General features: G+C 73.5%; 17 protein-coding genes. 8 read left to right on the top strand and 9 right to left on the bottom strand.

All coding sequences use genetic code 11. The annotated features are described in order from the left end of the window. On the top strand, positions 1-2,318 hold a 2,318-nt coding region (locus I6A81_RS11135; protein ID WP_203010169.1), incomplete at its 5' end, for a VWA domain-containing protein. Between the two features lie 81 nt (positions 2,319-2,399). Here the strand turns inward: I6A81_RS11135 and I6A81_RS11140 are convergent. From I6A81_RS11140 to I6A81_RS11180, 9 genes are all read right to left on the bottom strand, one after another. After that, on the bottom strand, positions 2,400-2,852 hold the full coding sequence (locus I6A81_RS11140; RefSeq protein WP_238430089.1) for a nuclear transport factor 2 family protein: 453 nt from the start codon (positions 2,850-2,852) through the stop codon (positions 2,400-2,402). Continuing rightward, on the bottom strand, positions 2,849-4,027 hold the full coding sequence (locus tag I6A81_RS11145; RefSeq protein ID WP_203005612.1) for an aromatic ring-hydroxylating oxygenase subunit alpha: 1,179 nt from the start codon (positions 4,025-4,027) through the stop codon (positions 2,849-2,851). Before I6A81_RS11145 ends, I6A81_RS11140 begins: the two co-directional genes overlap by 4 nt. A gap of 99 nt (positions 4,028-4,126) precedes the next feature. Next, positions 4,127-5,332, bottom strand: coding sequence for an amidohydrolase family protein (locus tag I6A81_RS11150; protein ID WP_203005611.1), 1,206 nt, complete (start codon positions 5,330-5,332; stop codon positions 4,127-4,129). 457 nt (positions 5,333-5,789) lie between these two features. Continuing rightward, complete coding sequence (locus tag I6A81_RS11155; RefSeq protein WP_203010170.1) at positions 5,790-7,022, bottom strand: acyl-CoA dehydrogenase family protein; 1,233 nt, start codon at positions 7,020-7,022, stop codon at positions 5,790-5,792. 4 nt (positions 7,023-7,026) lie between these two features. Beyond that, positions 7,027-8,241 (bottom strand): acyl-CoA dehydrogenase family protein, encoded by a 1,215-nt coding sequence (locus tag I6A81_RS11160; RefSeq protein ID WP_203005609.1) that lies wholly within the window; start codon positions 8,239-8,241, stop codon positions 7,027-7,029. A 128-nt stretch (positions 8,242-8,369) separates the two neighbouring features. Further along, positions 8,370-9,395: an acyl-CoA dehydrogenase family protein gene (locus I6A81_RS11165; protein WP_203005608.1), complete on the bottom strand. Its 1,026-nt coding sequence runs from the start codon at positions 9,393-9,395 to the stop codon at positions 8,370-8,372. A 120-nt stretch (positions 9,396-9,515) separates the two neighbouring features. Further along, positions 9,516-10,727, bottom strand: coding sequence for an acyl-CoA dehydrogenase family protein (locus tag I6A81_RS11170; RefSeq protein WP_203005607.1), 1,212 nt, complete (start codon positions 10,725-10,727; stop codon positions 9,516-9,518). A 124-nt stretch (positions 10,728-10,851) separates the two neighbouring features. Then, positions 10,852-11,649 carry an SDR family NAD(P)-dependent oxidoreductase gene (locus tag I6A81_RS11175; protein ID WP_203005606.1) on the bottom strand — a complete coding sequence of 266 codons (798 nt, stop codon included), beginning with the start codon at positions 11,647-11,649 and terminating at the stop codon, positions 10,852-10,854. Between the two features lies 1 nt (position 11,650). Then, positions 11,651-13,357, bottom strand: coding sequence for an N-acyl-D-amino-acid deacylase family protein (locus tag I6A81_RS11180; RefSeq protein WP_203005605.1), 1,707 nt, complete (start codon positions 13,355-13,357; stop codon positions 11,651-11,653). A gap of 443 nt (positions 13,358-13,800) precedes the next feature. Between I6A81_RS11180 and I6A81_RS11185 the strand changes: the two genes are divergently transcribed. The 7 genes from I6A81_RS11185 to I6A81_RS11215 form a co-directional block, all read left to right on the top strand. Next, a complete protein-coding gene (locus I6A81_RS11185; RefSeq protein WP_203005604.1) occupies positions 13,801-14,490 on the top strand; it encodes a TetR/AcrR family transcriptional regulator in 690 nt (229 codons plus the stop codon). A 95-nt stretch (positions 14,491-14,585) separates the two neighbouring features. After that, the gene (locus I6A81_RS11190; protein ID WP_203005603.1) at positions 14,586-16,064 is read left to right on the top strand and encodes an aldehyde dehydrogenase; all 1,479 of its coding nucleotides are present in this window, start codon (positions 14,586-14,588) and stop codon (positions 16,062-16,064) included. 135 nt (positions 16,065-16,199) lie between these two features. Further along, on the top strand, positions 16,200-16,523 hold the full coding sequence (locus I6A81_RS11195) for a DUF4286 family protein (RefSeq protein WP_203005602.1): 324 nt from the start codon (positions 16,200-16,202) through the stop codon (positions 16,521-16,523). An 8-nt stretch (positions 16,524-16,531) separates the two neighbouring features. Continuing rightward, the gene (locus tag I6A81_RS11200) at positions 16,532-18,040 is read left to right on the top strand and encodes an aldehyde dehydrogenase family protein (protein ID WP_203005601.1); all 1,509 of its coding nucleotides are present in this window, start codon (positions 16,532-16,534) and stop codon (positions 18,038-18,040) included. Positions 18,041-18,081: 41 nt separating this feature from the next. Further along, complete coding sequence (locus I6A81_RS11205; RefSeq protein WP_238430087.1) at positions 18,082-19,347, top strand: cytochrome P450; 1,266 nt, start codon at positions 18,082-18,084, stop codon at positions 19,345-19,347. A gap of 406 nt (positions 19,348-19,753) precedes the next feature. Further along, the gene (locus I6A81_RS11210; protein ID WP_203005600.1) at positions 19,754-20,392 is read left to right on the top strand and encodes a GNAT family N-acetyltransferase; all 639 of its coding nucleotides are present in this window, start codon (positions 19,754-19,756) and stop codon (positions 20,390-20,392) included. A gap of 156 nt (positions 20,393-20,548) precedes the next feature. Further along, positions 20,549-21,393, top strand: an 845-nt coding sequence (locus I6A81_RS11215; RefSeq protein ID WP_203005599.1) for a recombinase family protein, incomplete at its 3' end; no start/stop codon positions are given.

The raw sequence follows: 21,393 nt of genomic DNA on the forward strand, positions 1-21,393 counted from the left end.
CCCCCCACACCGCGGGGGCTTGCGCGGGGGGCAAGCGCGCGTCGATCGCCGAGGAGGAGCGCCCCGGTGTCTTCACCATGCGGGTCGGCAACATCCTGCCCGGCGAGCGCGTCACGGTCCGGCTCACCCTGGCGGGCGAGCTGCCCTACGAGGACGGCGCGGCGACCTTCCGGTTCCCCCTCGTGGTCGCTCCACGCTACGTCCCCGGCGCCCCCCTGGCTGGCGAGCAGGTCGGCGACGGCGTAGCCCCCGACACCGACGCGGTGCCGGACGCCTCGCGGATCAGCCCGCCGGTGCTGCTCCCGGGCTTCCCCAACCCGGTGCGGCTGTCGGTGACCGTGGACGTCGACCCGGCGGGCCTGCCCCTGGCCGCCGTCGCGTCCAGCCTGCACACCGTGATCACCGAACGGCGCGCGGACGGCCTGCGCGTCCGGCTGGAGCCGGGCGAGCGGGCTGACCGGGACTTCCTGCTGCGCCTGGCCTTCGACGGCGGCGACGCGGTGAGCACGTCACTGGCGGTGCTGCCGGACGCGGTGAGCGACGACGGCGACGGCCGGGGCGAGGGCGGGGCGTCGCCGGGCGGGACGTTCGCGCTCACGCTCCTGCCACCGGCCGGGGCCGTCCCGGCGCGCGACCGCGACGTGGTGATCGTGCTCGACCGGTCCGGATCGATGGGCGGCTGGAAGATGGTCGCGGCGCGCCGGGCCGCCGGGCGGATCGTCGACACGCTGCGGGGCACCGACCGGTTCGCCGTGCTGGCGTTCGACAACCGCGTCGACACTCCGCCGCTGCTGCCGTCCGGGCTCACGCAGGCCAGCGACCGCAACCGGTTCCGGGCCGTGGAGTTCCTGGGCGGCCTCGAGGCCCGCGGCGGGACGGAGCTGCTGACACCGCTGCGCCAGGCCGCCCGCCTGCTGCGCGACGAGGGCCGCGACCGGGTCGTCGTGCTGGTCACCGACGGCCAGGTGGGCAACGAGGACCAGCTGCTGCGCGAGCTCGCCGCCGGCCTCGCCGCCGTGCGGGTGCACACGGTGGGCATCGACCGGGCGGTGAACGAGGCGTTCCTGCGCCGGCTGGCCGGGCCGGGCGGGCGCTGCGAGCTGGTCGAGTCGGAGGACCGGCTCGACGACGCGATGCGCGCCATCCACCGCCGGATCGACACGCCGCTGGTCACCGGCGTGCGGCTCGTGGCCCCGGCTCCGGGTGCGGGTCTCACGATCGACCCGGGCTCGCTCACGCCGACGCCGCTGCCCGACCTCTTCCCCGGCGCCCCGGTCGTCATCACCGGCCGTTACACCGGAACGCCGACGGGGACGGTCACCGTCACGGGTGACGTCCCCGCGGCCGGCTCCGAGGACACCGGCTCCGGGGACGCCTCCTTCGAGGCGACGGTTCCCGCGACGCCGAGCGCGAACCGCGGACTGACGGCGCTGTGGGCGCGGGCGCGGATCCGTGACCTGGAGGACCAGTACGTCGTCGCCAAGGCCGAGCGACGCGAGCATGACCGGCTGGAGACCACCATCGTCGAGACGTCGCTGCGTTTCGGCGTGCTCTCCCGGTTCACCGCCTTCATCGCCGTCGACCAGCGGGTCGTCAACGAGAGTGGCGCCATGCACCGGGTGACCCAGCCGGTCGAGTCCCCCAGCGGCTGGGCCGCGCCGGTGGCCGCCGCGCCGCCGGTCATGGCGGCGCCCGCGATGGCGCGCCTGGCGGCACCGATGAAGCGCATGAGCGTGCGCGGCCGGCCGGGCCCGGCCGGTGGGGCGCCGCCGCCGTCCCCGGCCGCGCCGCCCCCGCCAGCCGGGCCGCCCCCGCTGGCCGCGCAGCCCGAGGCGGAGTACTCGGCCATGAGCGCCGAACTGGACGTGCCCGACTTCCTCAAGGCGCCCCCGCCGGCCGCCGCCCCACGACCGGGGGGATCCCGGCCCGGGTCCTGGTCCGGGCGCGGGGCAGGGCCGGTGCCACGGCCGCCCGCCGGGTCGGGAACGACCGGCTCGGCGCCGGGCGCGCGGACGCTGGCCGCCTTCGTGGCCGACCAGCTGGCGCTTCTGCGCGGCGCCGGCGGGCAGGACGCGGGGGCGCGGGCCGCGCTGCTGGCGGAGCTCGCGCAACGGATCCTGGCGTCGCTGCCCGAGTGGCGGCGCGGCGGCGAGCCGAGGAAGGCGCTGGACGCGCTGGACGCGCTGCACCGCGAGCTGGCCGTGCCGACCACGGAGCGCACGGAGGTCGAACGGCGCTTCACGCTCGCCGTCGAGACCCTCGAGAGTCTCGCGACGCCGGACAGAGACCGGTCGCGCCGACCGTTCTGGAAGCGGTAGGCCGGTCCGGGCGCCCAGCGCCCTGGGTGTCCCCGGCCGGGAGGTGCCTCCCGGCCGGGCGCGCCCGGCGCCCGCGGCGGGCTATTCGGCCGCGAGCAGGCCAAGCAGCAGGTGGGTGTCCTGCTGGAAGACGCGAATCTCGACGATCTGGCCGTCGGCGACCGCGAACGCCTCGATGACGTCGACGCTCGCCGAGCGGCCGGTCGCCTTGGCCGTCCAGACTTGGGTGGTGATCTGGACGGCGCGGGCGCCCTCGCCGAAGACCACCGGATTGGTGATCGCGCGGTCCCAGTGGCGAGCGGCCTCGACGTTCATCGCGGCCAGGCCGGCCGCCCCCGTGTGCCAGCCGCCGTGCGGCAGCGACGCCGGCTGCTGGACCCGGATGTCCGGGTGCATCAGTGCCCGCGCACCCTCGTGGTCGCCCGACTGGAACCGGCGGGCCATCTCGTTGACCACCGCGACGGCGTCCGACGCGGCGGGCGCCACCGTCGACGCGGCGAGGCCCATGACCTCGCCCAGACCGGCGCCGGTCATGCCGACGCCTCGGCGGCGCGGCGGGCCCGGTACTCGGCGAGCACGTCCTCGAAGCCGCGGTGCAGGTGCTGCGGCGCCGGCTCGTTGCGGCCGAACACGACGGTGTCGAGCAGGCCGAGCCGGACACCGGGCTCGGTGCGGCCCGCGACCCAGAAGTCCTCGCCGTCGACGACGGTCTCGCAGATCCACGGCGCCATGTCGACGGCCTTGGACCGCTCCTCGTCGGACAGCCCGGGACGCAGGTAGACCGTGTGCACGACCTCCGAGGTGCTCTCGTCGACCGGGAGGATCTGCCACAGCTCGACGTGCCGGGCGTCGAAGGTGAGGCTGACGTTCGGGAACAGCGCGTACTGGTAGCTGAAGTGCTGGTTGACGTCGGCCCACTCCCCCTCGGGCCGCTCCTTCAGCTCGACGATCGAGCGCAGCGCCGAGGCGTTGCGCAGGTGGCGGCCGAAGGCGTCGAAGGTGAGCACGCCGCCGAAGGCGTAGCTCGCCAGCGTCGTCTTGTGCAGGTAGTTGAAGTGGTAGTTCTCGCGGAAGGTGTCGAGCGTGACCTTCCAGTTCGCCGCGACCCGGTGGGTGTGCGGCTCGCCGTGCGGCTCCCAGCTGGCGAAGTCCAGCAGGCTGAGCTCGCCGGCGAGCTCCGGGCCGAGGTACTCGTCGATGTCGATCGGCGGTCCCGGGCGCAGGCGGCCGACGATGAGGCCATAGCCCTCGGCGACCTCGAGGCGCACGAGGCCCTTGTCCTCCTTGCGCATCCCGGCGAAGCCCTCCGGGACGGGCATGCGGCCGAGCTTCCCGTCAAGGCCATAGGTCCAGGCATGGAAGGGGCAGGTCAGGCGGATCGCCTCGCCGGCGCCGTCGACGAGGCGCACGCCGCGGTGCCGGCAGGCGTTGAACATCGCGTGCACCTGGCCGTCGCCGTCGCGGGTCAGCAGGACCGGGGTGCCGAGGATGTCGACCGTCCGGTAGGTCTCCGGGCCGGGCAGCGCCCCCGACAGGCACAGCACGAGCGGCTGGTCGAGGAACAGCGCCTCGGTCTCCTCGGCCTGCCGCTCGGCCGAGTAGACGTCGACCGGCAGTTCCAGCACGTCGTCGGCCATGTCCGTGGTGCGGTGCTCGATGTGGTCGAGCAGCCGGCGCGCGATGCCGTGTTCTAACGCTTCCCGGTCCATACCGTCTCCTCTTCCCGCCTGCCTGACCTCTTACCTGGGCGCCTTGCTCGGGTTGCCTGGGCGCCCTGTTTACCTGGGCGCCCGGTCCGGGCGCCCCGCCTAGGCGGGGATGGTCGCCGGGTCCGCCGGGGTGAAGTTGTAGACGCGGGCCGCGTTCCCGACCGTGATCTTGTGCTGGACGTCCTCGGGCAGGTGACCCAGCCACTTGTTCGCCATCGAGATGGTGTCCGGCCACGTCGAGTCCGAGTGCGGGTAGTCGCACTCGAGCATGACGTTGTCCTCGCCGATCACGTCGAGCAGCCGCAGACCGGCGTTGTCCTCGATGAACGTGCCGTAGACGTGGTCGTGGAACAGCTTGCGGATGTCGGTGTCCAGGTCGAACGACGCCGCGCCCTTCGCCTCGCCGCGCTCGTGCGAGGCGTTCATGTCGATGTCGAACCGTGACGCCCAGAACCGCTGCTTGTCGATGACCTGCTCGGCCCGCTCCAGGAAGTACGGAATCCAACCGATCGAGCCCTCGGACAGGGCGATCTTCAGGTTCGGGTACTTCGGGAAGATGCCACTGAACAGCCAGTCGAGCAGGGTGCCGGCCTGGTTCGCCGCCGCCGAGTAGGCCATGAACGCCAGCGTCGGCATGTCCGCCGAGGTGCGGATCAGGTTCGACGACGAGCCGACGTGCATCGAGATGACGTAGCTGGTGTCGTTGCACGCCTGGAACACCGGGTCCCAGTAGCCGGAGTGGATCGACGGCAGGCCGAGCTTGGTCGGGTTCTCCGAGAAGGCGATCGACTTGCCGCCGAGCCCCGCCGTCCGCTCGATCTCGGCCGCGGCCGCGGCCGGGTCCCACAGCGGAATGATCATCATCGGGATGAAGCGGCCGGGGTGGTCACCGGCGAACTCCTCCAGGATGAAGTCGTTCCAGGCCTGGACGCACAGCAGGCCGAGCTCCTTGTCCTTGGCCTCGTGGAAGACCTGGCCGCAGTAACGCGGGAAGCTCGGGAACAGGATCGACGACAGCACGTGGCCCTGGTTCATGTCGGCCACCCGCGCCGCGGGGTCGTAGCAGCCGAGCCGCATGTCCTCGTAGGTGATCGGCTCGGGCGAGAACTCCTCGCGCGTCTTGCCGGCCACCGCGTTCAGACCGGTGGTGACGATCTGGCGGTCCTCGTAGACCCAGAACTCCGACTCGCCGTCACGCACGATCCGCGGCCCGGTGTCCCGCCAGCGCTCGGGCAGCCGCTCCTGCCACAGCCGAGCCGGCTCGATGAGGTGGTCGTCGACCGAGACGAACCAGTTGAACGACACAAGGCCTCCTAAGAGAGCGAACGCTCACATGCTAACCAGAGGACGCCGGTCGGCGCCAGATCCGATTCGGCCGAACGACCGGGTCCTTGGTCGAACCACCCGGGACAGCGGGACTCCGGCGAGGAGCCCGGCGGCGAGCCGGACGGGAGTATGCCCCGGATCCCCCGAGCCACCGGCCCGAACCTGTCCGTCGTTCCGCGAGGTGTGGCTCGCGGATCGGCAGGCAAGTCCGCGTCCCGACCCGCCCGGCCGCCCTCGCCCTCCACGCCGGGGACTGCCGGCCCCAGACTTGTCCGTCAGAACGCGGTCCACAGCTCGCGAATCAGCGGACAAGTCGGAAGCCGGTCCACCCGGCCTCGGCCCTGACCATCGCGGGGTCACCATCACTCTCGACTTGTCCGGCAGCACGCGACCCATAACTCGCGTTGTGACGGACAAGTCCCGGGCCGTTGGACCGTCAGTCGAAGCGGCGGGCCAGGCGGGCGCGGTGCGCGGCCGGGGAGCCGAAGAGGGAGCGGGACAGGGCGGCACGCTTGAGGTAGCGGTGAACGCCGCTCTCCCAGGTGTAGCCGATGCCGCCGTGCAGCTGCATGGCCTTGCCGGCGACGTCGACGGCGGCGGCGCCGACGTACGACTTGGCCCGGGAGACGGCGGTCTCGACCGCCGCCAGGTCCTCCGCGAGATCTGGCGCGGTGGCGCCGCCGACGTCCTGGCCCACCGAGGCCAGGGCGCGCACGGCGTCGGCGACGAGGCCGCGGCCGACCGAGACCTGGATGAACATGTCGGCGCAGCCGTGCTTGACGGCCTGGAACGAGCCGATGGGCCGGCCGAACTGCTGACGCACGCCGACGTAGGCGACGGTGGTCTCCATCATCGCCTCGGCCACGCCCAGGGCGTCGCAGGCGACGGCGAGCGCGGCCCGCGCATGCAGCAGCCGCAGGGCCGACCACCCGTCACCCACCAGCGGCCACACCGCGCCCGGGTCGACCACGGCGCCCGCCGCCGCGACGGAGCCGACGCCGCGGCTGACGTCCAGCACCGGCGTCTCGGTGACCTCGAGACCCGGCTGGGCGGGGTCGAGGCGGACGACGACGGGCGCGCCGGCCTCGTCCAGCGCCGGCACCAGCAGCGTGTCGGCCCCGGCCGCGTCGGGCACGAAGTCCGCGCGCCCGTCGAGCGTCGTCGCCCCGCCCGCCCCACCGGCCAGCCGGAAGGACACCGCGGCGGCGCGGGCGCCGAGGGCCGCGTCGCCGGTGGGCAGCGCTACCGCGAGCCGTGGCGCGCCGCTGGCGAGCGCGCCCAGCAGCTCGTCGCGCCCGGCGCACGGCTCGGCCGCCAGCAGGACGCCGGCGCCGAGCACGGCGGTGCCCAGGTAGGGCGCGCGGACCGCGGCGCGGCCCAGCTCCTGGCAGACGACGGCGGTCTCGGCGAACGTGACGCCGGCGCCGTCGAGCTGCTCGGGGACCTCGAGGCCCAGCCAGCCCGCCTCGGCGAGCTGGGCCCAGTCGGCCTCACCGTCGTCCTTGCGCTCCCCCGCTGACGGCGTCCCCGCTGACGGCGCCGCGCCGCTCGCGAGCAGGTCGCGCGCCACCGCGCGCAGCTCGGCCCGCAGCTGCTCGGCCTCGTCCGTGGCCGCGCCCGTGGCCGGTGCCGTCGTGGCTGACACCGTCGTCGCTGAATAGGTGCTCATGTCGTCACGGCTCCCTGGGCAGGCCGAGGCCCCGCTCCCCGATGATCGTGCGCTGGATCTCGTTCGTGCCGCCCGGGATGGTCCACTCCCAGGAGCCGAGGAAGTCCAGCAGCCACGCGCCCGATTCCCAGCCGCTCGAGGCCGGCTTGGCGAGCTCGGTGTGGGCGGCGAGTCCCGCGATCTCGGCGCCGAATCCGGTGAGGCGCTGGAGCAGCTCGCTGTAGTAGACCTTGACGACCGAGGCGTCGGCCGGGCCGACGGCGCCGGTGTCGTGGCGCTCGACGAGGTCGCGGCACAGCGCCCGCAGCCCGGCGATCTCGGCGTCGAACCCGGCGAGGCGGTCCCGGACCAGCGTGTCGTCGATCGGCCGGCGCCCGTCCGGCCCGGGGGTCCGGCAGGTGTCGACCAGCGCGCGCAGCCCGACGTTGCCGAGCCGCTCGGCCAGCTCCAGCATGGTCATCCCCCGTTCGGCGGCGAGCGTCGCCTGCGCCACCTGCCAGCCGGCGTTCTCCGGGCCGACGAGGTTCTCGGCCGGGATCTCGACGTCGTTGAGGAAGATCTCGCAGAAGTGCGCGTCGCCGATCGCGTTGCGGATCGGGCGGACGTCGAGCCCGGGCGTGCACATGTCGAGCAGGAAGTACGAGATGCCGCGCCGTTTCGGCGCGGCGGGGTCGGTGCGGGCCAGCAGCAGGCACCAGTCGGCGTGGACGGCGCCGCTCGCCCACAGCTTCTGCCCGTTGACGACGAAGACGTCTCCGCCGGGCCGGCTCTCCCGCCTCGCCGTGGTCCGCAGGCTCGCGAGGTCGGAGCCCGCCTCGGGCTCGGAGAAGCCCTGCACCCACAGCTCGCCGTCCAGGATCGCGGGCAGGTGCCTGCGGCGCTGCTCGTCCGTCCCGGCGGTCAGCAGGGTGGACGCGGCGTGGTGGATCGACACGAAGGCCAGCACCAGCCGGGGCGCGTCGGCCGCCGCCAGCTCCTGGTAGAGCACCATCTGCTCGGCCGCCGACATCCCGCCGCCCCACTCGGCCGGCCAGTGCGGCACGGCGTAGCCGGCGCGGCGCAGCCGCTGGAACCAGTCCTTCTGGAACGCGACGAACTCCTCGTCACCGATGCCGGTCTGCGCTCGCCGCCAGCCGGTCGGCACGTTCGCCCGGCACCAGGCGCGCAGCTCGGCGCGCAACTCGGCCAGGTCGCGGGCGGCCGGCGCGACGCTCGTCATTTCTCGAGTTCGCCCCGTCGCCACGCTCGCTCCCGCGCTCACTGTTTCTCGAGTTCGCTCCGTCGCCGCGCTCCCTCCGGCCTCGTCCTCGTACCTCGGACGAGACCTCCGCTCGCTTGCTCCCGCGCTCACGCTGGCACCGCGTCGGCGTTCGGGCCGAAGATCCCGGTCAGGCCGCGCCGACCCAGGCGCGCGGCGAGCGCGTCGGCGGTGGCCGAGGCGCCCAGCGGCAGCCGCCGAAGCGGCAGGCTGTACCGGGACAGCCACGACAGCGTCGTCTCGTCGCAGAAGCCCATCGCCCCGTGCAGCTGGTGGGTCACCCGGAACACGACGTCGGCCGCCTCGACGGCCGCGAGCCGAAGAGCCAGCGCGTCGTCGACCGCCTCCGGCCGGCCGGTCTCGACGCTCCACAGCGCGTAGCCGGCGAGCTCCGCGAGCCCGGCGCGCTCCACCTCGGCGTCGGTCAGCTGGAACTGCACCCCCTGGAAACGGGCCAGCGGCTGGCCGAACTGCTCACGCTCCAGGATGTAGGTCCTGGTCAGCGCCATCGCCCGGTCGAGCATGCCGAGCAGCGTCCAGCACGGCAGCACCAGCCCCAGCGCGAGGTCGGCCGGTGTCGCCTCGCCCAGCGCGCCATCGAGCGCGGTGAGGTCCAGTCGGGTGACGAACGCCGTCCTGCGCGGGTCGCCGGCCGGCCCGCCCGCCGGCTCGCGGGCGGCGGCCAGGGCGCGCCGCCCGTCGAGCGTGACGGCGGCGAGCCGCAGGTTCAGGCCCGCGACCGGGGCCGAGGGCGCCGCGCCCGCGACGACGACCAACGCGTCGGCGTCCAGGTCGACCGGGCGGGCGAGCCGCTCGGCGACCGGGTACGGCAGCGCCCACCAGCCGGCCGCCCGGCACAGCGCCGCCGCGGCCTCCAGCTCGTCCGCGCTCCCCCGGGCGTCGAGATCCCACGCGCCAAGCTCGGTGAGCAGCGGCGCGACGAGGTCGGCGCGCCGCGCGGGCTCCCGCTCCGCCGCCTGGACCAGCTCGTCGCCGCCGGCGTCCTCCAGCGCGCGGCGCGCCGTCCGCCCGAACTCGGCCGCCTCCGCCGACAGTTCCAGCTCCACGCCGCCGCTACCCCACCGATCTGCCAGACCCGTCTCAGACCCGGTCATGAACATTCCCCCCGATCACGGCTCGGCAGGCAGATCGGCGGGGACCCCTCGCCGAGGTCGGTCGAGAAGAAGATCGAAACTTGGCCACGAAGATCATCCAGGAGTCTTTCGCGATGTCCTTCACGAGGTCGCGACCGTTCGCGCCGGCGCGGTCCCCAGCGGGCCGGAGGCGGTGGTGAGCGCGCGGGAGAGCAGGATGCGCTGCATCTCGATGCTTCCGGAGGCAACCGTCGCCGAGACCGAGTAACGGGCGTGGTCCTCGACCTCGCGCCGGAAGTAGTCGGCCTCGGCGCCCTCCAGCTCGACGAGGTTGATGATCTCCACCAGCACCTCGGCGCTGTCCTGGTCGAGCTTCGTCACCGCGATCCGGTAGGCGGCGGAGTCGACCGGGCTGACCTGGCCAGTGCCCTGTCTGGCGACGACGCGGTACGCGAGCAGCCGGGCGCGGCGCGCATGCACCAGCATCCGCGCCCACCGGCCGCGCAGCGCCGCCGGCAGGTCCGCCCAGGCGTCGCCGAGCACCACCGGCGCGGCCTGCAGCAGCCGCTCGCAGCGGGCGTAGCGCGCGATGCCGACCCGTTCGAAGGCCAGCACCTCCTGCACGACGGCCCAGCCCGCGTCGACGGTGCCGAGCACGTCCGCCTCGGTCACCCGCACGCCGTCGAAGAACACCTCGTTGAGATGGTGCGGGCCCATCATGCAGTCGATCGGGCGGACCTCGATCCCGGGCGCGTCCATCGGAACCAGGAAGATCGTCAACCCCTGCTGCTTGCGCCCGCCCGTCGAGGTGCGGGCCAGCAGGAAGCACCACTGCGCCATCGTGGCGTACGACGTCCAGATCTTCTGCCCGTAGACGCGCCACGCCCGGCCGCCCCGCCCGTCGCCGGCTTCGTCCTGGCGGGCGGCGGTGCGCAGCGAGGCGAGGTCGGAGCCGGCGCCGGGCTCGGAGAAGCCCTGGCACCAGATCACCTCACCGCGCGCGATCGGCGGCAGATGCCGAGCCTGCTGCTCCGCCGAACCATGCCGCATGATCGTCGGCCCGACCCAGTTGACCCCCATGTACTGGGCGCCGCGCGGCTCGTGGGCCGCCCACATCTCCTCGCGCACGACGGTCTGCTCCCACAGCGACGCGCCGCGGCCGCCGAACTCCTCCGGCCAGGCCAGGCACAGCAGGCCCTCCTCGGCGAGCGTCGCGCAGAACCGCTGCGCGATCGCGAGGTCCGCCGGGTCGGCGGTGAACGCGCCGAGGTAGTCCGCCGGCACGTGCTCACCGACCAGCCCGCGCAGCCGCTGGCGCAACGCCGCCGCCGCCGGACCCAGGTCGTACTCCATCTGTCGGCCTCCTCCTAGCCTCGACCGCTTCCCCCACCGGCCGCCGCACCCACCAGCCTGACGAGCCACCGACCGGCCGGGCCACCGATCGGACCGGCCGCCGGGCCGGCCGGCGCGCGGTGGGCTAGCGGGCGGTCCAGCCCCCGTCGACGACGATCGTCTGCCCGGTGACGTAGCGGCCAGCGTCGCTGACGAGCCACAGCACCGCGCCCACCATGTCCTGCGCGATCCCGTCGTCGGGCAACGGGGTGTTGCGGCGCAACCAGGTCTGGCCCCGCTCGGTGGCGTAGAGGCTCTCGGTGATCTCGCTGCGGAAGAAGCCGGGCGCGACCGTGTTCACCCGGATCCGGTGCCGCGCCCACTGGACGGCGAGCTCCGCGGTGAGCCCGGACAGCCCGGCCTTGCTGGCCGCGTAGGAGGCCTGCGGGATGCCGGGGATGCCGACCCGGCCGCTGATCGACGAGACGTTCGTGATCGCGCCCCGCCCCGCGGCCCTCATGTGGCCGAAGACCTGCTGGGAGAGCCGGAACGGCGCGACCAGGTTGAGCGCGAGCGTGCTGGCGACCGCGTCGGCCGGCTCGTCCTCGGCCCGGTCCTCCGAGAAGACGTTGCCGGCCGCGTTGACCAGGATCTCCGGGCCGCCCAGCTCGGCGGCCACCCGCGGCACGACCGCGTCGACCTGCTCCGGCACGAGCAGGTCCGCGCCGACCGCGAGCCCGTCGATCTCCTTGGCGAGCGTGGCAAGCCGGTCCTCGCGCCGCGCCACGACGGCGACCCTGGCGCCGGCGCCGGCCAGCGCCCGGGCGACCGCGGCGCCGAGGCCGGACGAGGCCCCGGTCACCACCGCCACCCGGCCGTCCAGCCGGAACCCCGCGCCGGGCAGCCCGTCGCCGGCCGGCCGCTGTTCGGTGGAGGCCGCCACGTCAGCCCGCCGTCACGAGTTGGCCGGCGCGTGCGTCGGTGAGCTCGTCATGATCGATGAAAACCTCTCCGTTGACGAGGGTGTAGTCGTAGCCGCGGGCTCGCTGGACGAACCGCCGCGCGCCAAGCGGCAGGTCGCCGCGCATCTGGGGCGTGTCCAGGTCGAGCCGCTCCAGGTCGAGGACGTTGATGTCGGCGTGCGCGCCGGGAGCGAGCACGCCCCGGTCGCGCAGGCCGAACAGCGCCGCGCCCTCGCCGGTGAGCTTGCGGACGGCGGTGGCGACGTCGAGCAGGCCGGTCTCGCGGACCCAGTGCCGCAGGAAGTAGGTCGACTGGCCGGCGTCCATGGTCAGCGCCACATGCGCGCCGGCGTCGCCGACACCGACGACGACGTCCGGGTTGGTCAGCATCGCGGCGACCGCGGCGAGGTCCTGGTTGAGCACCGGATAGTAGAGGAGCCCGGTTCCCCCGGTCTCGGTGACGAAGTCGAGGAAGGCGGCGGCGGGCGACGTGCCGCGGCGCGCCGCCTCGGCCGCGAGGCTGTTCTCCGGCCGCACGTCGTAGCCGGCCGGGCCGGGAGGCAGCAGGTAGAGCCTGGCCGGGTCCTTGGGTGCCAGCGGGCCGGCGGAGTTCGTCGGCTCGTCGGCCGCCGCCACCAGCCGCGCGCGGGTGGCCGGGTCACCGATCGCCGCGAGCCGCTCGGCGGGCGGCCGCGCCGCCAGCTCCGCCCAGGCGGGCAGGGCGTCGTAGGGGGTGCGGCCGACCAGCCCGTAGAGGATGCCGGTGCCGCGGGCGGAGGTCTGCGGGCGCAGGTCGGCGCCGCGGGCGCGGGCGGCGGCCACCTGCTCCATCACCCAGGACCACAGGTCCGGCCTGCGGTCACTCTGCGTGATCGCGAAGCTGAGCGGGCGGCCGGAGGAGCGGCTGACCTCCTCCATCCAGGCGAGCTCCGCGACCGAGTTCTGCCGGGTGGGCCCGTCGCGCTCGCCGATGCGCGGGACGACCTCGATGGTGCCCCGCCCGCGGGCGCCGAGGGCGCCGGCGATCGCGGCCAGCTCCTCGGGACGCGCGAACGTGCCGGGCACCGGGCGGCCGTCCGGCACCGTGTGCAGGAAGCTGCGGGAGGTGGAGAAACCGAGCGCGCCGGCGTCGACCGCCTCGCCGACCAGCGCCGCCATCGTCGCGACGTCGTCGTCGGTGGCGGGCGCGTCGTCGAGGCCGCGCTCCCCCATGACGTAGTAGCGCAGCGCGCAGTGCCCGACGAGGCCGCCGACGTTCACGCCCAGGCGGCGGGCCTCGAGCACCCGCAGGTAGTCGCCGTAGGACTCCCAGCCCCAGCCGAGGCCGGTCATGATCGTGTTGGCCGGGATGTCCTCGACGGACTCCATCATCTCCGCGAGGTAGCGCTCCTGGCCGGGGCGCACCGGCGCGAAGGTGACCCCGCAGTTGCCCAGGACGACCGTCGTCACCCCGTGCCAGCTCGACGGGCTCGCCACCGGGTCCCAGAACAGCTGGGCGTCGAGATGGGTGTGGATGTCGACGAAGCCGGGGGTCACCAGCCGCCCGCTCGCGTCCAGCTCGCGGCGGCCCCGCCCGGTGACCACGCCCACCTCGCTGACGCGGCCGCCGTCGACGGCGACGTCGGCCCGCCGGGGCGGCGCTCCCGTGCCGTCGACGACCTCACCGCCGCGGATCACGACGTCATGCATGGCCTTGCTCCCGCCAGGCGACACGGCTCAGGCCTCCGGGTGACCTCGCCGGCCTCCGGGTGACCTCGCCACGAGATGACCTTGCCACAAGGCGACCTCGCCACGAGTAAGTGAGCCCTCATTTTTCACGGAGCCTAAGATCGCCGTTCCCCGCGTGTCAAGTCACCGACGTCGACGTCGAGATCAGGGTAAATCTTGCCCGCGCGGAAGGCGACAGGATTCAAGATCGGGTGGGGTAAGATAGCGTACGTTCATTCACCTGGCGGATTTCCCGTGCTCAACCGGCCAGCTCAACCGGCCAACCCAGTCAGCCAGCTCAGCCGGTCGACCCGACCGGCGAGCCCGGCCGGTCTGGGCCGGCCCGGCGGCTCGGAACGCCCGGAGATCGCGGTGGTGAAACGAGCTGATGGGCCGATGGATGGTGCAGCGCACCGGGAGGACCGATGACTGAGACAGTCCCGTCTTCCAGCACGACCGTGCCCGCCGAGCCAGAGGCCAGACCGCGGCCGCGACGGCTGACCGCCGAGGCGCGCAAGAGCTCGATCCTGAAGGCCGCCCGGCAGGCGTTCGTCGAGACCGGCGACATGAACGGCACGACCATCAAGCAGATCGCCGAGCGGGGCGGGATCAGCGAAGGCGTGATCTACCGCCACTTCGAGAGCAAGGACCAACTGTTCTACGAGGCGGTCTTCGAGCCGCTGCGCCAGGCGGTCGACGAACTGGTCGCGGCCACCCAGGTGGTCGACCTCGACGAGCCGCTGACCCCCGAGCGCCAGCTGGAGACCCTCAACGGCCTGTACCGGCAGCTCATCGCGACCCTGGAGGAGATCCTCCCGCTGCTGGGCCTGGTGCTCTTCGGCGACCCGAAGGTGGCGCGCCGGTTCTACCGCAAGCACTTCACCGTCGCGATGGACCGCCTCGCCGAGGCCTGGCGCGAGGTCGAGGACCGTTACGGCTACGAGTTCGAGTCCCCGGACATCTCCGCCCGGGCCGTGATGGGCATCGCCCTGGTGCTCGCGCTGGAGAGCCGGCACAACGACCTGTTCAACCGCGACCGCGCGGTGAGCCTGGTCACGGAGGGCACCGTCCACGGTTTCTTCCCGACGATGGAGCCCGGCCGGCGCCGCCGCTAACCGGCAGCTCCCCAAGTGAGCCCTCACATACTTAACGGTAGCGAGTGCTCGCTCCCTAGTGCTACGGTCGCCTGGACGATCTACCGGGAGGCGACGTGAGCGAGTCCCAGCTGTACCGGCGCACGTTCTACATCGACGGTGCCTGGGCCGAGCCCGCCGGCACCGAGACGCTCGACGTGATCTCGCCGTCGACCGAGGCACCCGTCGGCGGGGTCCCCGCGGCCACGACGGCCGACATCGACCGGGCCGTGGCCGCCGCGCGCGCGGCCTTCGACGACGGCCCGTGGCCGCGCACCAGTCCGGCCGAGCGGGCCGAGGTGCTCACCCGCGCCGCCGCCGAGCTGCGCAAGCGCGAGGACGAGATCGCGCGGGTCACCACCGACGAGATGGGCTGCGCCGCCAGCCAGTCCAAGGCCGCCCAGACCGGCCTCGTCGCGGTCGTCTTCGATTACTACGCCGAGCTGATCCGCTCCTACGAGTTCGAGCGGCTGGTCACCGCCGGCCCGCGCGCCGGGATCGTGACCTCGGAGCCGGTCGGCGTCGTCGGCGCGATCGTGCCGTGGAACGCCCCGATCACGCTGGCCGCGTGGAAGACCGCGCCGGCGCTCGCCGCCGGCTGCCCGGTGGTGCTCAAGCCCGCGCCCGAGTCGCCGCTGTCCGCCTACGTCTTCGCCGAGGCGATGGAGGCCGCCGGCGTCCCGGCCGGCCTGGTCAACGTGGTGCCGGGCGGCCGGGAGGTCGGCGAGCACCTGGTCACGCACCCGGGCGTCGACAAGATCGCCTTCACCGGGTCGACCGCCGCCGGCAAGCGGATCATGAGCCTGTGCGGCGAGCAGGTCAAACGCGTGTCCCTGGAGCTCGGCGGCAAGTCGGCGTCCATCCTGCTCGACGACGCGGACCTCGCGACGGTGGTCCCGACGGTCGTGCACGGCGGCATGCACCTGTCCGGCCAGGTCTGCGGCGCGCACACCCGGGTGCTCGTGCCGCGGTCGCGCTACGAGGAGGCGCTGGCGATCGCCGGCGCGGCGGCCGACGCGGAGCCGGTCGGCGACCCGCACGACCCGGCGGTCATCGTCGGCCCACTGGTCGCCGAGCGCCAGCGGGCCCGGGTCGAGGGCCTCATCGCCGGCGCCGTCGCCGACGGCGTCCGCGTCGTGGCCGGCGGGAAGCGCCCCGCCCACCTGCCGAAGGGCTGGTACGTGGCGCCGACGATCCTCGGCGACGTGCACAACGGCCTGCGGATCGCCCGCGAGGAGATCTTCGGGCCGGTCCTGAGCTTCATCCCCTACGAGGACTCCGACGACGCGGCGGACGCGGTCCGGATCGCCAACGACTCCGACTACGGCCTGTCGGGCGGGGTGTGGAGCGGCGACCCGGCCCGGGCGCTGGCGGTCGCGCGCCGCCTGCGGACCGGCAGCGTGGCGGTCAACGGCAGCTACCCGCCGTTCCCCCTGGTGCCGTTCGGCGGGTTCAAGCAGTCCGGGCTGGGCCGCGAGCTCGGCCCGGAGGGGCTGGAAGGCTTCCTGGAGAAGCGCAGCATCGGCCTGCCGCCGGCGCTGGTGCCGGGCGCCTGACGCGCCCGCGAGCCGGGACGGGCGGCGGCCAGGGAGCCGTCGCCCGTTCGACGGCTAGAGAGTGATTGCTCACCCTGTTAGACTGCCAACTCGCGGCCGGCCGCCGGCGACCGGCCCGTCCCCCGGGAGCGCGCCGTGCCCAGAGGCATCATGATCGTGCATTCCAGCCCGGCGAGCCCGGAGCGCGAGGACGAGTTCAACCGGTGGTACGACGAGGAGCACCTCCCGGAGATGCTCGCCTGCGCCGGGTTCACCGCCGCGCGCCGCTACCGGCTGCGTGACGCCGGCCCGATCAAGGCGCCGGCGTCGACGCCCGGCTACCTGGCCATCTACGAGGTCGAGGCGGACGACCTGGACGCGGCGATGACGGCGATGCGCGCCCGGCCGAAGGGCGCCGTCAGCGACGCGCTCTCGCTCGACCCGCCGCCGGCGGTCCACTTCTACGAGCTGCTCGGTTAGGGAGACCCGTGACGACGGTCATCCCACCCGTGGGGGCGCTGGCGCTCCCGTTTCTGAACACCGGCCCGAAGAAGCTGCTGATCGGCGGCGAGTGGGTCGAGGCGACGTCCGGCCGGACCTTCACCAGCGTCAACCCGTCCACCGGCGAGGTCATCGCCGAACTCGCCGAGGGCGACGCCACGGACGTGGACCGCGCGGTCGCGGCGGCGAGAGCGGCGTTCGAGGGCGGCCCGTGGCGGCGGATGACCCCCCGGCAGCGCCAGGACCTGCTGTGGGCGTTCGCCGACGCGGTCCAGCGCGACTTCGAGGACCTCCGCGTCCTCGAGACGCTCGACATGGGCGTACCGATCGGCCCGCTCCGCACGAAGGCGCGCACCTCGTGGGAAGCGAGCGTCCTGCGCTACTTCGCCGGGTGGGCCACGAAGATCCAGGGCGAGACGATCCAGAACTCGCTGCCGGGCCACGTGCTCACCTACACCCAGAAGGAACCCGTCGGCGTCGTCGGGGCGATCGTGCCGTGGAACCGGCCGATCAGCAACGCGATCTGGAAGATCGCGCCGGTGCTCGCGACCGGCTGCACGATGGTGCTCAAGCCGAGCGAGGAGGCGAGCCTCGCCGCGATCCGGCTCGGCGAGCTGCTCGTCGAGATCGGGCTGCCGCCCGGCGTGGTGAACATCGTCACCGGTTACGGGACCACGGTGGGCGCGGCGATCGCCGCTCACGCGGGCGTCGACAAGGTGGCGTTCACCGGGTCGACGGCCGTCGGACAAGAGATCATTCGGGCCTCGGCCGGCAACGTCAAGCGGGTCACGCTGGAGCTTGGCGGCAAGTCCCCGGACATCGTGTTCGCCGACGCCGACCTGGACAGGGCGATCCCGGGCGTCTCCATGGGCGTGTTCCTGAACTCGGGCCAGATCTGCTGCGCCGGCAGCCGCGTCTACGTCGAACGGCCGATCTACGACGAGTTCGTCGAGCGGATGTCCGCGTTCGCCGCCGGGCTGCGCGTCGGCGACAGCCTGGACCCGGACACCGCGATCGGGCCGGTCGTGTCCGCGCGCCAGCTCGACCGGGTCGTGGGCTACCTGGAGCTCGGCCGCGCCGAGGGGGCGCGCACGACCGCCGGCGGGCACCGGCTCACCGACGGCGACCTGGCCAGGGGTTACTTCGTCGCGCCGACCGTCCTCGCCGACGTGCGCGATGACATGCGGGTCGCCCGGGAGGAGATCTTCGGCCCGGTCGCCAGCGTGCTGCCGTTCGACACACTCGAGGAGGCCGTGGCCCGGTCGAACGACAGCCCGTTCGGCCTGGCGGGCGGCGTGTGGACCCAGCACGTCGGCAAGGCGCACCGGCTGGCCAGCGAGCTGCGGGTCGGCACCGTGTGGGTAAACACGATGCTGGACATGGACCCGGCCGTCCCGTTCGGCGGCTACAAGGCGAGCGGTTACGGCCGGGAGATGGGCCAGCACGCGCTGGACTCCTATCTCAACGTGAAGGCCGTCTGGATCAAGACGGACTGACCGGCGCGCCGCCGGCCGCCGACACTGACCTTGGAGGATCGATGGACCAAGCATCGTCGTCGGCGACCGCGGCCGACGCCCCGGCCGCGGGCCCGGCCCAGCCGATGCCGGACGAGTGGTGCCTGCGGGAGTTCAACCACGTGGCGCCCGAGCTCGCCCCGGTCTTACCGGAGACGCTGGCCAGGATGCGCTCGCTCTGCCCGGTCGCGCACAGCGAGGCCCACGGCGGCTTCTGGGTGGTGACGAAGTACGAGGACGTGCTGCGGGTCGCCCAGGACTGGGAGACGTTCACCTCGACCGAGGGGCTGAACATCCCGCCGTACCGCGGCTCCGTCCGCAACATCCCGGTCGAGGTGGACCCGCCGGAGCAGCGGGTCTACAAGCGGATGGTCAACGCGCACCTGACGCCGAAGGCGATCGCGCACTGGGAGGAGCCGGCCCGCGCGCTGGTCACCCAGCTCATCGACGGGTTCATCGAACGCGGCGAGTGCGAGTTCATGGACGAGTTCGCCCGGCCGTTTCCCAGCGTCACGTTCTTCGACCTGGCGCTGCACGCCCCGCGCGACGAGATCGCGCAGGTCGCCGAGATGGCCTCGGTGTCGTCCGTGCCCAACCACCCGCGGGCCAAGGAGGGCTGGGCGGGCCTGTCGGCCTGGATCACGAACCTGCTCAAGGAGCGGCGGGGCGGCCCGCCGCGCGGTGACGTGGTCGACGCGGTGCTGGCCGCCGAGCACGAGGGCCGGCCGCTCGACGAGGCGGAGGCCGTCGGCATCGTCCAGTTGCTGGTCCTCGGCGGGCTGGAGACGACGGCCGGCGCGCTGGGGCTGACCATGCTGCGGTTCACCCGCCACCCGGAGATCCCGGCCCTGCTGCGCGCCGAGCCGGAGCGGATCCCGAGCGCGGTCGAGGAGCTGCTGCGGCTCGACTCCCCGTTCAGCGCGATCGCCCGCACCGCGACCCGCGACGTCGAGCTCGGTGGCCGGCAGGTCAAGGCCGGGGACAAGGTGCTGCTCTACTGGGCCTCGGCCAACCACGACGCCGACGAGTTCACCGACCCCGACGCGTTCGACGCCGCCCGCTCCCCCAACCGCCACGTCGCCTTCGGCGCCGGCCCGCACCGCTGCCTCGGCTCCAACGTCGCCCGGCTGAACCTGCGCGTCGCGCTGGAGGAGCTCACCCGGCGCCTCGACGACATAAAGGTCGCGGACGACAGCGAAATTCATTTCCACAACACCCTCACCCGCGCCCCGAACTCCCTGCGCATCGCCTTCCGCCCCGGCCCCCGTCTGGGCACGCCGGCCGGCTGACCTCCACGGCCCCTGACACCCGGGGCCCACCGCGCTTCGGGGCCCACCGCGCTTCGGGGCCCACCGCGCTTCGCGTGGCTCCCGCGTGCGCGGGTCGCGAAGCGCCGATTCGCGCGCCCGATCGGCGATCTCCAGCCCGTTCGGCGCCGGTCCACGCCTAGATCCTCGACTCTGGGCGGAATTCGGGGACAAAACAGACAAGAACCTCCGAGCGGTGCGCACTTCTGATGATCGAGGACGTCACCGCCCCCACGACGGCTCTTGATCGCCAGAAGCGTGCGCTCATCGGCGGCTGGGCGGACGCGGCGGGCCAGACGGCGGGTGTCGAGCGCGCGACCGTGTGACCGGGGCGTCCAGGAGACGACGGTGGGCCGACGATCCGGGCTCCTTAGATTGCACTTGTTACATGACGGTTTCCACCTACCCGCCAGTCCGCGCCCAGGCCCGCGCCGCCGGCCAGAGCGGCGGCCCGGGCGGCATCCCCCGCCAGCGAGGTGGCCAGGCCCGCCGCCCGGCCACCTCGCCGTGCTCGCGCCGCGCCATCCGACGGGCCCTCCCGATGGTCCGCGAGCTGACCCCGGACGACGGCGCGATCCTCGACGAACTGTTCGCCGGCCTGTCGGAGCGCAGCCGCTACCTGCGGTTCCACGCCCCGCTGCACCGGCTGTCCGAGCGGTTCCGCGCGTCGCTGCTCGACGTCGACGGCCAGGACCGGCTGGCCCTCGTCGCCGAGCTGTGCACGTCCGAGGGCCCGCGTCCGGTCGGCATGGCCCGGCTTTCCCGCACCGGCCCGGGCACGGCCGAGATCGCCGTCGAGGTCGTCGACGAGCACCACCGCCGCGGCGTCGGCCGCCAGCTGCTGACCGCGCTCGGAGCCCGCGCCACCGAGCTCGGCCTCACCACCCTGGCGGCCGAGATCCTCGCGGAGAACGTCGCCGCCCAGTCCCTCGTCCGCTCCGTCTTCCCGTCCGGCCGTACTTACCGGGCGGACGGCGTCCTCACCCTCACCTGCTCGCTCACCGACTTCCACCCCCGCGCGTTCTGACCCCGCTGGTTCCGGCCCACCGGTGCCGGGGCCTTCCGTTGTCGCCCGTCGCGCCGGGCCTCAAGGTCGGTACGTCAGAGCCCGGCCTTGGGGCCTCGACTTGTCCGTCGACACGCGGCCCAGACGTCATGTCGGTTACTACCTACAATTATCAGTATGGGTACTGGTAGGCAAGCAGTCTCGGCGATCCTCGCGCGCGCGGATGTGCGGTCCGCGTTGATCTATGCGCGTCGGTCGGTGTTGGACGACGGGAAGTCGGTCAGTGACCAGGAGTCCGAGGGCCGGGAGGACTGCGCCGACCTTGGGTGGGACGTGGTCGATGTCTACACCGACAACGGCCGTTCCGCGTCCGAGTTCGCCCGCCGGGACCGGGAGGACTGGGCGCGGCTGTTGGCCGATCTGCGTGCCGGCCGGGGGGACGCCCTGTGGCTGTGGGAGGCGTCCCGTGGTGATCGGAAGCTGACGGAGTGGTCGCAGTTGTTGGACTACTGCCAGGACCACGGCGTACTGATCAGGGTTGCCAGCCATGACCGGACCTATGACATGGCCAACGCCCGTGACTGGGAGACGCTCGCCGAAGAAGGCATCCGGTCGGCAGCCGAGACCAAGAAGATCTCCTTGCGGGTCCGTCGGGGGGTGGCCGGGGGCATCCGTAAGGGCCGTCCGCAGGGGTCGGCGCCGTATGGCTATCGGCGGGAGTACGACCCGGAGACCAAAAAGCTGGTCGCGCAGTACCCGGACCCGGTGACGGCGCCGGTGGTCGCCCGGATCATCCGGGAGGTAGGCGAGGCCACGCCGTTGACCAGGATCGCGACCACGCTCAACAACGAGGGGATCCCGTCACCGAAGGGCGCCGAGTGGGCAGCGGTCACGGTCCGCCGGATCGCGACGAACGAGGCATATGTAGCCCGCCGGACCCACGGAGGCAGGGTGCATCCGGGCAACTGGGCGCCGCTGGTCGATGACATCGCGTTCGCCGCCGCCGGCCGCGTGCTGTCCGA

The organism is Frankia nepalensis, from assembly GCF_016786325.1.
Lineage (GTDB): Bacteria > Actinomycetota > Actinomycetes > Frankiales > Frankiaceae > Pseudofrankia > Pseudofrankia nepalensis.

Coding starts and splice junctions, on each gene's coding strand:
- I6A81_RS11165 (WP_203005608.1), bottom strand. CDS start 9,395: ATGACCGGGTCTGAGACGGGTCTGGCAGATCGGTGGGGTAGCGGCGGC.
- I6A81_RS11160 (WP_203005609.1), bottom strand. CDS start 8,241: ATGACGAGCGTCGCGCCGGCCGCCCGCGACCTGGCCGAGTTGCGCGCC.
- I6A81_RS11140 (WP_238430089.1), bottom strand. CDS start 2,852: ATGACCGGCGCCGGTCTGGGCGAGGTCATGGGCCTCGCCGCGTCGACG.
- I6A81_RS11145 (WP_203005612.1), bottom strand. CDS start 4,027: ATGGACCGGGAAGCGTTAGAACACGGCATCGCGCGCCGGCTGCTCGAC.
- I6A81_RS11170 (WP_203005607.1), bottom strand. CDS start 10,727: ATGGAGTACGACCTGGGTCCGGCGGCGGCGGCGTTGCGCCAGCGGCTG.
- I6A81_RS11155 (WP_203010170.1), bottom strand. CDS start 7,022: ATGAGCACCTATTCAGCGACGACGGTGTCAGCCACGACGGCACCGGCC.
- I6A81_RS11210 (WP_203005600.1), top strand. CDS start 19,754: ATGACGGTTTCCACCTACCCGCCAGTCCGCGCCCAGGCCCGCGCCGCC.
- I6A81_RS11180 (WP_203005605.1), bottom strand. CDS start 13,357: ATGCATGACGTCGTGATCCGCGGCGGTGAGGTCGTCGACGGCACGGGA.
- I6A81_RS11185 (WP_203005604.1), top strand. CDS start 13,801: ATGACTGAGACAGTCCCGTCTTCCAGCACGACCGTGCCCGCCGAGCCA.
- I6A81_RS11205 (WP_238430087.1), top strand. CDS start 18,082: ATGGACCAAGCATCGTCGTCGGCGACCGCGGCCGACGCCCCGGCCGCG.